This window comes from Rickettsia bellii RML369-C (genome assembly GCF_000012385.1).
In the GTDB taxonomy this organism is placed as follows: Bacteria; Pseudomonadota; Alphaproteobacteria; order Rickettsiales; family Rickettsiaceae; genus Rickettsia; species Rickettsia bellii.
Genome location: NC_007940.1, coordinates 1,406,657 through 1,420,215 on the forward strand (window position 1 = coordinate 1,406,657; position 13,559 = coordinate 1,420,215).

Here is a 13,559-nt window from a genome sequence, read left to right on the forward strand (position 1 = left end):
CTTGTCATCCCGTGATTTATTCACGGGATCCAGTTAAAAATACTAATAAAATTAGTATTTTTTATTATTTTCTTGATCTAGTTCCCAAGCAACTAGATGACTACCTTAGGGCGTTTTTCGATCTACGCATCAATGCCTCCAGTGGATGCTCTTCGATCTAAGCAATAATGTCTTTCATAGGAATGACACCTAAAGCATTTTTTCATTCATACAATAATTTTGCTAAATTATTTTAGTCGCTGATTTATAATATTCACAATATTCTTTGATAGGGCAGATTTCACAGTCGGGCTTTCTTGCCTTACAAATATATCTACCGTGCAGGATTAACCAGTGATGGGCATGACTTAGCCATTTTCCATCGATAATTTGCAGCAGCTCCTTTTCCACTGCTTCAGGTGTGTTACCTTTAGCAAGCCCTATTCTTTTTGCTACTCTAAAAACATGGGTATCAACTGCCATTGTTGGCAAGCCAAATAAACAATTTAACACAACATTTGCGGTTTTTCTTCCAACCCCAGGCAGTTTAACTAACTCTTCAAAATTATTCGGTACTTTGCTGTCATAATTACTTATCAGTATTTGACATAAGGCAATAACATTTTTTGCTTTGCTATTAAATAATCCGATAGATTTTATGTATTTTTTTAAGCCCTCTTCACCAAGCCCTAAAATTTTTTCTGGTGTATCATAAATTTCAAACAAAGATTTAGTCGCTAAATTCACTGACACATCTGTTGCTTGAGCTGATAATATTACCGCTACTAATAGGGTAAAATTGTTTTTATAAACTAACTCAGTTTTTGGGTTTTCATTATTCTTGCTAAAAACTTCAAAGATTTTATTAACTATTTCTGCTTGCATGGTGTATAATGTTACAAATAAAATTAAACATATCAGGTTTTTAATGTTAGAAAATAAAAGTTTTAAATTTATAGAAAATGAGATAAAAAATAATAAAGTAGTATTGTTCATGAAAGGCACTAAGGAAGCTCCTATGTGTGGGTTTTCCGGTAAAGTAGTGATGATTTTGACTAAGCTTGGCGTCGAATTTCGTGATATTGATGTGTTATCAGATCCCGAGTTACGTGAGTCTTTAAAAGTTTTTAGCGATTGGCCTACATTCCCACAATTATATATTAATGGCGAATTAGTTGGTGGCTGCGACATCGTAACAGAATTATATAGTAGTGGTGAACTTGAGAAGATGCTGAAATAATATTGTCATACTGCGACTTTAGTGTCATTCTTAGCAACGGCGGGAATCCAGAAAAAAGTCTGTCATACTAGCTAGCTTGACCGCGGTATCTCAGGACACATTCTATGGCACAAGATCCCGTGATCAAGTCACGGGATGACAATATAATTGACTGGATCCCCGCCGTTGCTAAGAATGACATATACAATAACAAATTACAAAAAACCATGAATAAAAACTTTGAATATCCTGAAATAGCAAGTTTAGAACAGCCAGCAAAAAAATTGGTAGTATTGCTGCATGGTGTCGGTTCGGACGGTCACGATTTAATAGGATTAGTCCCTTATATTAAAGACGATTTACCAGATTGTCATTTTATTTCGCCGCATGGCATCGAGCCTTATGATATGGCTCCATATGGCAGACAATGGTTTAGTTTACAGGATCGTAGCCCTGATAATATATCTAAGCTTCTGGTAAAAAATATTTCTAAGCTAGACGATATCATAAAGCAAAAGCAGGAAGAGCTAAATTTAACTAATAAAGATACGATAATTATCGGATTTTCTCAAGGTACTATGATCGGGTTATATTTAACTCTCATTCAAAAAGAGCCGTTTTATTGTACTGTAGGTTTTTCGGGTGCATTAATTCCGCCTGCTGAGATTAATAATAAGACCACGCCTATATGCTTGATTCATGGAGAGCTGGATGATGTAGTAAGTGTTAATGAAATGTATAACGCCTCGCATTATTTATCCAAATATCATATACCTCATAGTGGGCATAAATTAACGAGACTTAGCCATTCAATAGATGGTAGAGGGATTGAGATTGCTGTTAATTTTATATGTCATACCGTGGCTTGACCACGGTATCCAGAAAAACAATAAAAAATACTAACGTATTTTAACTGGACCCCGTGAACAAGTCACGGGGTGACACCGAGGACGTTTTTTGATCCACGCGGGCAATGCCATACAGGAATGACATAAATACATAACAAAACCAAAAAATACATGAGGCATAATGAACATTTTTAATAATAAATTACAAGAAATAGATAAAGGAATTTTCGAAATAATTAAGCATGAAAAAACCCGTCAAAATAGTGTGATTGAGCTTATTGCCTCTGAGAATTTCGTAAGTCCTGCGGTGCTTGAAGCTCAAGGATCGGTACTAACTAATAAATATGCTGAAGGATATTCAGGTAAGCGTTTTTATAATGGCTGTGAAGAAGTAGATAAAGCCGAAAATTTGGCGATAGAGCGAGCAAAAAAGCTATTTAACTGTAAATATGCCAACGTGCAACCTCATTCCGGTTCGCAAGCAAATCAAGCTGTATACCTTGCTTTAATGCAGCCGGGTGATACTGTACTTGGTATGTCTTTAGATAGCGGTGGGCATTTAACGCATGGCTCAACTGCTAATATGTCAGGTAAGTGGTTTAATGCAGTTTCTTATAGCGTCGATAAAGAGACTTACTTAATTGATTATGATGAAGTTGAACGCTTAGCAATTTTACACAAACCAAAATTGCTTATAGCTGGTTTTTCAGCTTACCCACGCAATCTTGATTTTGCTAAATTCAGAGAAATAGCTGATAAGGTAGGAGCATATCTTATGGCTGATATTGCTCATATTGCGGGGTTAGTTGCGGCAGGTGAGCATCAAAGCCCTATTCCACACGCTCATATTGTTACCTCAACTACCAATAAAACACTTAGAGGACCAAGGGGTGGCTTAATTTTGTCTAACGATGAAGAGATAGGCAAAAAAATAAATTCTGCTTTATTCCCGGGTTTGCAAGGTGGTCCATTAATGCATATAATAGCAGCAAAAGCTGTAGCATTTTTAGAAAGCTTGCAGCCGGAATATAAAAGCTATATAAAACAAGTTATAATTAATGCCAAAGCTTTAGCCGGTAGCCTGCAAGAGCGAGGATATGATATATTAACAGGTGGCACTGATAATCATATTGTGCTAGTGGATTTACGAAAAGACGGCATTACCGGTAAAATTGCTGCTAATTCTTTAGATAGAGCAGGTATTACTTGCAATAAAAATGCTATTCCTTTTGATAAAACTTCGCCTTTTATTACTTCAGGTATTAGGCTTGGCACACCAGCTTGCACTACTAGAGGGTTTAAGGAAAAAGATTTTGTGCTAGTTGGTCATTTAATAGCTGATATTTTAGATGGCTTAAAGAATAGCGAAGATAATAGCAAAGCTGAGCAGAAAGTGTTAAGCGAAGTAACAAAATTAATTAAATTATTTCCGTTTTATGACTAACTTAGATAGACATCTTTCCAAATTCGCTTATAGAGAGGAATTTGCAGGAAACACGGAAGTGCTTGCCACCGCAGCGTACAAAGAAGATTGCGCAGATGCGAGTACCGGATTGACGCCCAAATTACCTCTAGAAGTAGAATTTGGGAAGATGTCTAAAAGACCTGATTGGATAAAGGTTAAAGCTCCTAACTCTTCAGAGTATTATAATACAAAAGATTTAATCAAAAATCTAAAGTTAAATACTGTGTGCGAAGAAGCGGCTTGCCCTAATATCGGTGAATGCTGGTCAAAGAAACATGCAACTGTGATGATCTTAGGTTCTGTTTGTACTAGAGCTTGCAGATTTTGTAACGTTAAAACTGGCAGACCGGATTTACTTGATCCGCATGAACCACAAAGGCTAGCGGAAGCAGTACAAAAGCTGGGTCTTAAGCATGTAGTAATTACTTCGGTTGATCGTGATGATTTAGAAGACGGCGGAGCTACGCATTTTGCTGAGTGTATTAGTGAAATTCGCAAATCTTCACCAAATACCACTATCGAGATTTTAACCCCTGATTTCTTAAGGAAAGACGGAGCAGCGGAAATAATAGCGAACGCAAAACCTGATGTTTTTAACCATAATGTTGAGACTGTCCCGTCTTTATATAACACGATTAGACCAGGAGCTAGATATTATAACTCTCTAAGTTTACTCCATAACATTAAAAAACTATCACCAGAAGTTTTCACAAAATCCGGTATGATGGTAGGGCTTGGGGAAGAAATCAGCGAAGTAGTGCAAGTTATGGATGATCTAAGAGAAGCAAAGGTTGATTTTCTAACTATTGGGCAGTATTTGCAGCCTACAAAGAATCACGCAGAAGTGGCAAAATACGTTACCCCTGAAGAGTTTAAATATTTAGAGCGAGTAGCACGCACAAAAGGATTTTTGATGGTTTCCGCAAGCCCCCTAACCCGCTCTTCATACCATGCTGACGAGGATTTTGAGAAGTTAAAGGAAAATTATAGGCATCGTCATTGCGAGGAAAGGCGAAGCATTGACGTGGCAATCTCATAAAACAGTATAAGTTCCTGAGATTGCACACGTACAAAACTTACAGTTTTTCCTCGCAATGACGACAAAAATTATACAATAATGATAAACGTAGAGATTATAAAAAACTACAGCAAGTGGCGTGAGCATAAGCAAATAAATAAGGCTTTGATTAAAAAAATTACTCAAAAAACCTTATCACAATTTGATAATTTTAGTGAAATAAAGCAATTCGAACTATCAATTTTGCTAACAAATAACGAAGAAATATTGACCTTAAACAAGCAATTTCGTAATATAGAAAAAGCAACCAACGTTCTTTCTTTTCCTGCTAATGAATTAAATTGGCAAGATTTGCGTTTTAGCGGTAACGAAATAGCTTCTAGTAATAAGCCTATTATCCTTGAAAATTTAGGGGATTCTGATTATATGCATTTAGGAGACATAGCATTTTGCCATGATGTAATATATAATGAATCATACGAACAACAAAAAACTTTTGAGAATCACTTTATTCATCTTTTAATACATAGTATTTTACACTTAATCGGGTTCGATCATCAAAATGACACAGAAACAAAGATCATGGAAAATCTAGAAATCGAGATACTAGCACATTTCGGTATATCCTCCCCTTATTTATTAATTAAATAAAAAAATTTATGTTAAAATCTTCAAAAAAAGAAGATGACAGTAAAAAGAATCACGATAATAAGTCAATTTTTCATTTGCGGAAATTATTCTCACCGATAAAATCTTTATTTTCAAATAAAGTACCGGATGATTTTTTTAGCGTTATAAAACGTCTAAAAACTAATAGTCAGAAAATGACTTTAGATGAACGTAATATTTTAGCTAATTTGCTAAAATTAAAAGGCAAAACCATTGAAGACATAATGGTACCACGCTCTGATATTGCGGCAATAAAACTTACTACAAATATAGAAGAATTAAACGAATCTATTAAGGTAAAAATTCCGCATACCAGAACTCTAATATATGATGGTACTTTGGATAATATAGTTGGTTTTATTCACATCAAAGATCTATTTAAAGCATTAGTTACGAAACAAAATTTTCGCTTAAAAAAGCTAATACGTAAGCATATAATCGCTGCTCCCTCTATGAAGTTATTGGATTTGCTTGCAAAAATGCGTCGTGAGAAAACTCATATTGCTATAGTTATTGATGAGTATGGCGGTACTGATGGATTAGTTACGATTGAAGATGTTATGGAAGCATTAGTTGGGCGAATCGATGATGAGCATGATCAGAAATCAGAGTATGATAACTATAAGGTCATTAATAACTCAACAATTATTTCAAACGCACGTGTTGAAGTGGAAGTGCTTGAAGAAATAATCGGCGAAAAGCTAAAAGACGATGATGATGAGTTCGATACTATAAGCGGTTTAGTGCTTACGAAAATGGGCAATGTTCCGGCGGTGGGTACTAAAATAAATGTTTCAGAAAATATTGAAATTGAAGTAACGGATGCAAATCCTCGCTCATTAAAGCAAGTCAAGATTACGCTTAAAAATAGTTTAAAACGTGCTAAATCATCTTAAATCTTTATTACAAAACTATAACAGTATTCACCCTGAAGAAATTATTTCCAAAGAAAAAATGCTAGAGTTTTTGGATAATTTTACATACTCAAATGATTTGGAGAATTGGAATGTAAAACGAGGGGCGAGTACGCACAGCCTATACTTAATAGGCGAGCATACGAGTTCCCTAAAGTTTTGCAGAGCCAATTCTTCAAAGCAGAAGAGTATGGGGCATTTTACTGCCTCTGCGTTCTTACTCAATCATGATCAAACTAAGTTTCTATTGATGCATCATAAAAAGCTTAATAAATGGCTTCAACTTGGTGGGCATTGTGAAAGTGATGATATATTAACTGAAGCAATTAGAGAAGCACGAGAAGAGTCAGGAATTAATGAGATTGAGGCAGTAAGTAATAATATTTTTGATATAGATGTTCATTATATCCCTCAAACACCTAAAGAACCCTCTCATTATCACTATGATATACGTTTTTTATTAAAAACAATAAATAATGATAATTTCATAAAAAACAATGAATCACATGAACTAAAGTGGTTTAGTTTTTCTGATTATCCACAACTAGGTGTAGAATTAGAACGCTCCGTTACTCGCATGATAGAGAAGTTTAAGAATGTATAGCCGAAGCGGAATAAAAAGGATATGTATGTCATCCCGTGACTTGATCACGGGATCCAGAAAAGCCTTTAAAAGCACTGGATTCCGTGGTCGTAGCCACGGAATGACAGATTAACGGTATAACCATTTTATCTAGGTTTAGCTATATAATTTATATTCAAGGTATAAATTATACATCGCTTATTTAACACAATTTAAATATTTTTTTATAATTGCCAACTCTATTTAATATTTCTACCTAGAATTTAAAAAATATTTTGTTAATATCATAAAACAAACTAACAACGGAGAAATATTATGTCTGAATCAGAAAATAATTCGAAAGAATCATTATTAGAAGGGGCAAAAAATTTAATAAATACAACACAAAAAATATTAGATACCGCAAGAGATGCATTAGACCACCCTGAATCATTGTTAGGCAAGGCAAAGGACTTAATGAAGAGTTCAGAGAAACAAGAGCAAGAAAAAAAAGTAGATTCAACTGAATCAAAAGAATAATGTTAAAGCTCTTGATTAAAATAACAAAACGGATAAATATAGTATCTTTTGATAAAGCTTATTGTTAATTTTAAATGTACTATAGTAAAATGAATTGAATTAGGTGCAATTTCTAAATCATTTTTTAATTTTTTAAGAACATATCTCATACCGTAAATGGGTTAGCATTAGCAGTATTCGCTATCCCCTTAAAAAATAAAATATTTCCTATAAATCACACCTAATTCAATTCATTTTATTATAATGGTTTAAACACCATTAAGAAGAAAATAACAATCAGACTAATAAATGCTGGCCATCCTAAGTAAAACCATAATTTAAATAATTTATAATATTTCTCTGGTAAGGATGCTTGCTGTTTTAATGCCTCAACTGCCATATTTCTTAGCTGAATTTGGATCCATACCACTGGAAGCCAACAAATTCCAGCAATTATATATCCTATATAAGTTAAGAAAAGCCATAATTCAGAATAATTATGACCAAGCATATTTACTAATATTATGCCGCTAATCGGTTGAATTATCACAGTTGGAGTAATAAAAAGAAAATCAGTAATAACTATAGTCCGAGCTGCATATGCTTTCGCATACAAGTCACCAGTTTTATTTGCCCACCACATAAAAAAAGCAGTGCCAATGCCAGTACCAAATAAAATAGTAGAGCTAATAATATGAATAGTTTTTATAAAAAGATATACCATTATTTATCTCTTTCTATAGCCATTATTACTAAAGTAAGTAATATTATCGGAATATTTTTTAGTATTGGACCTAGAGGATCCAACCATAATATTGGCTTAAGATACGTTAATAGTGAAGTATAAGATAATATTAGTAAAATTTGTAAACTACATATACTGCTTATTTTATTCTTAATAATTAGTAAAATTCCCAGAATAATATCCATAAAGCAGCTTCCATATAATATGTAAGGTGCTATTTGCTTATTAAAACCCAGTGATATTATAATTTGCTTGCTAGCATCATAAGCAAAAATACTTGAAATAATTCCTGTCATTATCCAAAATAACCCTAAGGCAATTTTTATTATAGGTTTTAGAAAATAAAGCCTAGCATGCTATATAGATTGTACGGTTAAAGGTTCTGTTGTAAGACCTTGCTGCAAGTTTCTAGGAATTATAGAAGTAAAATCAATAAAATCATTTTTATTGGCAATATTAGGTTGAAGTAACATATTATACGACGTAGAATTAATAGGTCCTATTTTGAAAAAATCCCCTAACTTAGAGGCTATTTTAATGAATATTAAAGGAATTTTTATCAGTCTTGCAGGTTCGACCCCAAGCCATCTTCTAAATCCAATCAAGATGTCTTTCATAGTAACTATGTCAGGTCCAACTATTTTTAATAATCTACAAATTTTTCCTTTTCTTTCTACACAATGAATGATTACTTTCGCTAGATCTTCAATATGGATAGGTTGAAATTGTTGTAAACCGTCACCTATCAGAGGAATAAAATACGGTAATGTTGCTAAAAGCCCTAAATAATGATGTACCGCCATAGCAACCGCTCGCATAAATGAGAGAAGGTTGTAAAACTACCCAATCTATATTTTCTAATTTTTGTAAATATCTTTCTGTTACTTTTTTGGTTAAAGCATAAGAAGTGTTTTCTTCATCATCTATTCCAAGAGCTGAAATATGAATAATTCTTTTTACGTTAGTAATAGTGCAAGCCTTAAATAGAGCTTTTGGACCGTTGATATGAACATTTTCAATATTATTAGCATGACTAGACGTTAATACACCTGAGGCATTAATAACTATATCTATTTTCTCTAATTTATTTATCCTGAGGGCTAAGAGCTGTATTAAAATCACAATGTATAATTTCTGCAGTAGGAAATTTTTTTCTAGTAGATTCAATATCCCTAACGGCACATACTACTTCATAATTACTTTTTAATAATGCAGCAGTAATATATGATCCAATAAAGCCGTTAGCTCCAGTTACTAATATTCTCATGTTCAATGCCAATTATCTATATCAATTTGTAATTCTTATAAGGTGGAATAAAATATGATAAAATTTTTCCTGCATAGTTTTGTGGGATCGTTCACATATTCCATTAGTCTGAGGACTATAGGCTTTAAATAAGCTTTATTCTAGTAATTCAAAATTAGTAGATCCTTGTCAATTTTAAAGCCTTTAAAGCGTTCAAGTACTGACATACCAAGAAGAGAAACATCCAGATCCCCAAGTCCGATATGTCCACTAACATCCTTAAATTCTTTTCCTATTATTACACTATCTAATTTTATAGGAGCGGCTTTATTCTCACCATTAGCAGTTAAATAAGTTCTAGTATATTTTAGCTGAGTTAGATCGAATCCTAATTTTTGAGCATCTTCTTTGGTTAAAGCTACATCACTTGCCCCAGTATCAACCATAAAGCTTATTTTAACGTTATTCACAACAGCATCAATATAAAAATGTCCGTCTCCGCTGCGAGCTATTATTATTTCGCCAGCTTCCGTAGACCAGTTATATGATGGAATTAGTACTGATGCTACTCTTTGATAAGCATAATTTAGCTCAAATCTAAAAGCATAGCCGATGATTATAACTAAAAAAATTGCTGCCCAAGCTGCTAGTTGCAGGCAAAATTTACGTATTTCATTTTGACTCATAGTGCTATAAATTACACTAAATAATATTAATAACGATGCACAAAAGCTTCCTATATTTTGCGGCTCTTTAAAAAACTTTGGATAGTGCTGATTTATATATTTATATGCTAAGCCGGTTACAAATATAGTACCGCAAATTATAAATATAAGTTTATGTATTTTCTGTCCATATTGAAAGTATAACAATTAATATCAAAAGTGGAAGCCGCCTTTTATTTTTGATACTTTTTAATTTATTCTTTTCTATAAAAAGGTGCAGAAATGCACTTCTTTATAGAAAATCCCCGATATTCTCTAAAAACAACCTAGCCCTATGAGAAGCTGGTTTGCTAAAAAACTCTTGGACTGGCTGATTTGCTAAAATCTGTCCTTGATCCATAAAAATAATACAATCAGCTATCAGTTTTGCAAATTTTAAGTGATGGGTTACTACTACCATACTCATTTGTTCTTTTAATAAATTAATATTCTCGATCACATCCTTAATATTTTCAGGATCTAACGCTGAGGTCGGTTCATCAAATAATAAAATTTCTGGTTTCATCATTAAGGCCCTTGCTATTGCGATACGCTGCTTCTGCCCACCTGATAGATTTGCCGGATATGAGTCAAACTTCTGGCTTAGCTTAAACTTCTCAAGCAATTCCTTTGCTTTTAATATAGCTTCATCTTTTGGAATTTTTAAAACATTCACTGGTGTATAGATCAGATTATTACCTACAGTTAAATGCGGAAAGAGGTTAAAATTCTGAAAAACCATCCCGACCTTTAGCCGCAATTTTCTTCTATCTTTTGGCAGCAGCTTTTTGCCGTCTACAAGCAAAGTTCCGCTAGTTGGCTCTTCTAAATTATTTAAAACACGTAGTAAAGTAGTCTTACCACCCCCTGATGGACCAATTATTACCGTGGTTTCTTTAGCGGTAAAACTTAAATCTATATTTTTAATGCCGTAATTTTTGCCGTAACGCTTACAAACTTTTTCTAAAATAATCATATATTACACTATAAACCTATAGCCATCATAAAGCGGTTTAACATTATCTGGAAGTATTTTTATAATTTCGTGATAATCTATAGTATGACGCATATTTGTCAATAATATTTGCTCTGGTTTATATTTCTCTCGCCACTCTAACACTTTATCAAGCCCTGCATGGTTTTTATTTGAAGTATAATCCATACAATCTAAAATCCATATTTTTATATTCTGCAAAAATTTTTCTGACTCAGGCGGAAAATTAATAACATCAGGCGAATAAACAAAATCACCTATCCGCAAACCTAAACTATCGATAGGACCATGATTTTGCCTAAAAAATTGTATTTCAATTGTGTTAATCTTAATTTTATCAAAAAAACCAATATTTTTAGTTTCAAGAACTGGACCTTGCATAAATGAATTATAACCAAATAAATAGTCGAAACTTTTATGTAAATTTACTGCTGTATTCTCGTCTGTATAGATTTCTAATGCCTTTTTTTCCATAAAAGAAAATATTCGTAAATCATCAATTCCATTAACATGATCGGAATGATAATGGGTTAATACCGCACAATCAAGTTTATTTACCTTTTCTCTTATTAGCTGATGTTTGATATCAAAGCCAAAATCAACTAATATTTGACTATTTTCATCGTTGATATATATTGCTGATCTAGTTCTTTTATTGTACTTTGAATCTGATAAACATATAGAGCAACCGCATCCGATTACCGGTACGCCTATAGATGCTCCGCAGCCCAGTATTGTCACCTGTAACATAAACTAATAAAATAATGTTTGAAGTTTTTTATAATTTTTGCGGTTTAAACCAAGAAATATTTTTATTCTTAAATAAAATTACTAATATCGGGCTGTTTGCCTATTTTTTAAGAATATTTTCTTTTTGTTTTAATATCGCTAATTTTGCCATAATATATATTTTATACTGTATATATCTTTATATTCAACTAAAGAAAATCAAAAACGATAATGAGCGACAAAATAAATTTTGGCATAGTTATAATAAATTAGTTGAAATCGGGATAGTATATGGCGTATCTGGTTTGGTTTTTACTGCTCTTAAATTTACTGTTAATTTACCACGCCCTTATTGTAGCCTACCTGAGGGAAGTTTTATCACTATATTAAATACTGCAAGTGAAAGATGCTTATCGAGTTTTCCAAGTAGTCACGCAGCACTTAGCGTTTTATTAACGTATTTTATTTGGAATTATGTAAAATTACCAATTAAAATATTAATGATTTGTGTTATTATATTAGTGTCTCTATCTCGCATTAGTCTTGCTATGCACTATCCAAGCGACATAATTTATGGTATTATCACCGGACTTATAACAATATTAATTGGTAAGCTAATTTACCGAATTTTTAAAAATAATATAATAAGATGGGTGGGTGCTCTGTCATTCCGTGGCTTGCTAACTAAATCCAGTAATAAAAAATACAAATAAAAAGCTCGATATTATCTCACTTTATGCTGGATTCCCGCCGTTGCTAAGAATGACATAAAAACCAAGGGATAACACCAAAACCAATTTTCAAATAAAATAAGTATATATGTTACTATATCGAAAATATTTTATAAAAAATATCCTACCTCTGCTTATAGTCATTACTTTTTCAATGACTAGCTTGGTATGGATTACTCAAGTATTAAAGCTTTTATATTTATTTGACAAAGGTATAAAAGTTATGGATTTCTTGAGTTTAATAATTTTAGTCCTACCTACCTTACTATTTATTTTATTACCTATCATAACAGTTATTACAATAATTTATATTTATAATAACCTAAAAATTGAGAGGCAATTAATTATATTACAAACTTCAGGGGTAGGTAACTTACAGCTAGCCCTACCTGCTTTATATGTTGCATTGATAGTCGCATTACTTGCTTATTATATATCTTCCACTGTCATGCCTTTATCCCATATAAATTTAAAATCACGTTTAAGCTTTATAAAGAATAACTATATATCAAGTATGATTGAGGAAAAGACTTTTAACAAAATAACAAAAGATATTACTGTTTATATAGATAAAAAATCTACAGGGAATGTTATGAAAGGCGTAATCATATTTGATAACCGCAATACTGATAACCCATCCGTAGTATTTGCAAATTCCGGCATACTTAATATACATGAGAATGATCCTATTTTTGAGCTTAGTAAGGGTAGTAGACAAGAATATGACATAAATGGGAATATAACGCAGCTAACTTTTGATTCATTGATGATAAAGCTACAAAATGATAATCCATTAATCTCACAAAGAACAACACATAATAAGGAAGCAAACGAATATTATATTGAAGAATTGCTTGAACCTCCTGTTGATTTAAATCCCATGAAAAAAATTAAATTAATTGCCGAAGCCCACCAACGAATCATTTGGCCTTTATATAATTTTGTATTACCATTTTTAGCATTGGCAGTTTTCTTAAAATATCCTTATAGTAAAAAAACAACTTTCATGCCGATATTATTTGCTGCTTTATCAGTATTAATAGCTACTTCTGCTCACTTTACATTACAAAACTTTGCTTCAAAAAATTTAGCTTTTATTACTGCTTGCTACTTGAATATATTCTTTATTTTATCAATAGGGTTATATTTATTTATACGTAAAAGAATATAGCTAAAATATATTATTAGTATTTTTAACTGGATCCCGCTACAAGTGA

General features: G+C 32.5%; 19 protein-coding genes and 2 pseudogenes. 11 read left to right on the forward strand and 10 right to left on the reverse strand.

Features of this window, described 5'->3' with window-relative positions; genetic code table 11:
- Positions 1-222: 222 nt before the first annotated feature.
- Positions 223-864 (reverse strand): endonuclease III, encoded by a 642-nt coding sequence (gene nth, locus RBE_RS06780; RefSeq protein ID WP_012151510.1) that lies wholly within the window; start codon positions 862-864, stop codon positions 223-225.
- Between the two features lie 43 nt (positions 865-907).
- Here nth and grxD point away from each other — a divergent pair, with 43 nt between their 5' ends.
- The 9 genes and pseudogenes from grxD (at position 908) to RBE_RS06820 (ending at position 7,214) form a co-directional block, all read left to right on the forward strand.
- A complete protein-coding gene (grxD, locus tag RBE_RS06785) occupies positions 908-1,219 on the forward strand; it encodes a Grx4 family monothiol glutaredoxin (RefSeq protein ID WP_041804933.1) in 312 nt (103 codons plus the stop codon).
- 206 nt (positions 1,220-1,425) lie between these two features.
- Positions 1,426-2,067, forward strand: coding sequence for a dienelactone hydrolase family protein (locus RBE_RS06790; RefSeq protein WP_011477958.1), 642 nt, complete (start codon positions 1,426-1,428; stop codon positions 2,065-2,067).
- A gap of 160 nt (positions 2,068-2,227) precedes the next feature.
- Positions 2,228-3,490 carry a serine hydroxymethyltransferase gene (gene glyA, locus RBE_RS06795; RefSeq protein ID WP_011477959.1) on the forward strand — a complete coding sequence of 421 codons (1,263 nt, stop codon included), beginning with the start codon at positions 2,228-2,230 and terminating at the stop codon, positions 3,488-3,490.
- Positions 3,491-3,494: 4 nt separating this feature from the next.
- Positions 3,495-3,644, forward strand: a pseudogene (locus RBE_RS09720) (palindromic element RPE1 domain-containing protein); the annotation flags it as partial.
- Entirely contained in the window at positions 3,639-4,550 is a 912-nt protein-coding gene (gene lipA, locus RBE_RS06800) for a lipoyl synthase (RefSeq protein ID WP_041804935.1), read from the forward strand. The pseudogene RBE_RS09720 and the gene lipA, both read left to right, overlap by 6 nt.
- 78 nt (positions 4,551-4,628) lie before the next feature.
- Complete coding sequence (gene ybeY, locus RBE_RS06805) at positions 4,629-5,180, forward strand: rRNA maturation RNase YbeY (protein ID WP_011477961.1); 552 nt, start codon at positions 4,629-4,631, stop codon at positions 5,178-5,180.
- Positions 5,181-5,188: 8 nt separating this feature from the next.
- Positions 5,189-6,094, forward strand: coding sequence for a hemolysin C (tlyC, locus tag RBE_RS06810; RefSeq protein WP_011477962.1), 906 nt, complete (start codon positions 5,189-5,191; stop codon positions 6,092-6,094).
- Positions 6,078-6,716, forward strand: a complete 639-nt coding sequence (locus tag RBE_RS09365; protein WP_011477963.1) for an NUDIX hydrolase — start codon at positions 6,078-6,080, stop codon at positions 6,714-6,716. Before tlyC ends, RBE_RS09365 begins: the two co-directional genes overlap by 17 nt.
- 294 nt (positions 6,717-7,010) lie before the next feature.
- On the forward strand, positions 7,011-7,214 hold the full coding sequence (locus tag RBE_RS06820) for a hypothetical protein (protein ID WP_012151503.1): 204 nt from the start codon (positions 7,011-7,013) through the stop codon (positions 7,212-7,214).
- Positions 7,215-7,452: 238 nt separating this feature from the next.
- Here RBE_RS06820 and RBE_RS06825 read toward each other — a convergent pair whose 3' ends face one another.
- From RBE_RS06825 to RBE_RS06860, 9 genes and pseudogenes are all read right to left on the reverse strand, one after another.
- Positions 7,453-7,917 (reverse strand): DUF2269 family protein, encoded by a 465-nt coding sequence (locus RBE_RS06825; protein WP_011477964.1) that lies wholly within the window; start codon positions 7,915-7,917, stop codon positions 7,453-7,455.
- Positions 7,917-8,234, reverse strand: a complete 318-nt coding sequence (locus RBE_RS06830) for a DoxX-like family protein (RefSeq protein ID WP_011477965.1) — start codon at positions 8,232-8,234, stop codon at positions 7,917-7,919. Before RBE_RS06830 ends, RBE_RS06825 begins: the two co-directional genes overlap by 1 nt.
- 60 nt (positions 8,235-8,294) lie before the next feature.
- Complete coding sequence (locus RBE_RS09370) at positions 8,295-8,741, reverse strand: hypothetical protein (protein ID WP_228368739.1); 447 nt, start codon at positions 8,739-8,741, stop codon at positions 8,295-8,297.
- Positions 8,677-9,060: an NAD(P)H-binding protein gene (locus RBE_RS08735; protein ID WP_041804731.1), complete on the reverse strand. Its 384-nt coding sequence runs from the start codon at positions 9,058-9,060 to the stop codon at positions 8,677-8,679. Before RBE_RS08735 ends, RBE_RS09370 begins: the two co-directional genes overlap by 65 nt.
- Positions 9,023-9,205, reverse strand: coding sequence for an NAD-dependent epimerase/dehydratase family protein (locus RBE_RS09375; RefSeq protein ID WP_228368740.1), 183 nt, complete (start codon positions 9,203-9,205; stop codon positions 9,023-9,025). The genes RBE_RS08735 and RBE_RS09375 overlap by 38 nt, the downstream gene beginning before the upstream one ends.
- A gap of 8 nt (positions 9,206-9,213) precedes the next feature.
- Positions 9,214-9,331: pseudogene (locus tag RBE_RS09380) on the reverse strand (IS481 family transposase); the annotation flags it as partial.
- A gap of 14 nt (positions 9,332-9,345) precedes the next feature.
- Positions 9,346-10,056, reverse strand: a complete 711-nt coding sequence (locus RBE_RS06850) for a TIGR02281 family clan AA aspartic protease (protein ID WP_011477968.1) — start codon at positions 10,054-10,056, stop codon at positions 9,346-9,348.
- Positions 10,057-10,141: 85 nt separating this feature from the next.
- The gene (locus RBE_RS06855; protein WP_011477969.1) at positions 10,142-10,864 is read right to left on the reverse strand and encodes an amino acid ABC transporter ATP-binding protein; all 723 of its coding nucleotides are present in this window, start codon (positions 10,862-10,864) and stop codon (positions 10,142-10,144) included.
- A 3-nt stretch (positions 10,865-10,867) separates the two neighbouring features.
- Entirely contained in the window at positions 10,868-11,632 is a 765-nt protein-coding gene (locus tag RBE_RS06860) for an MBL fold metallo-hydrolase (RefSeq protein WP_011477970.1), read from the reverse strand.
- A gap of 14 nt (positions 11,633-11,646) precedes the next feature.
- Between RBE_RS06860 and RBE_RS06865 the strand changes: the two genes are divergently transcribed.
- Together RBE_RS06865 and RBE_RS06870 are read left to right on the forward strand one after the other, a co-directional pair.
- On the forward strand, positions 11,647-12,324 hold the full coding sequence (locus RBE_RS06865; RefSeq protein WP_011477971.1) for a phosphatase PAP2 family protein: 678 nt from the start codon (positions 11,647-11,649) through the stop codon (positions 12,322-12,324).
- Between the two features lie 106 nt (positions 12,325-12,430).
- The gene (locus RBE_RS06870; RefSeq protein WP_011477972.1) at positions 12,431-13,513 is read left to right on the forward strand and encodes an LptF/LptG family permease; all 1,083 of its coding nucleotides are present in this window, start codon (positions 12,431-12,433) and stop codon (positions 13,511-13,513) included.
- Positions 13,514-13,559: the final 46 nt, after the last annotated feature.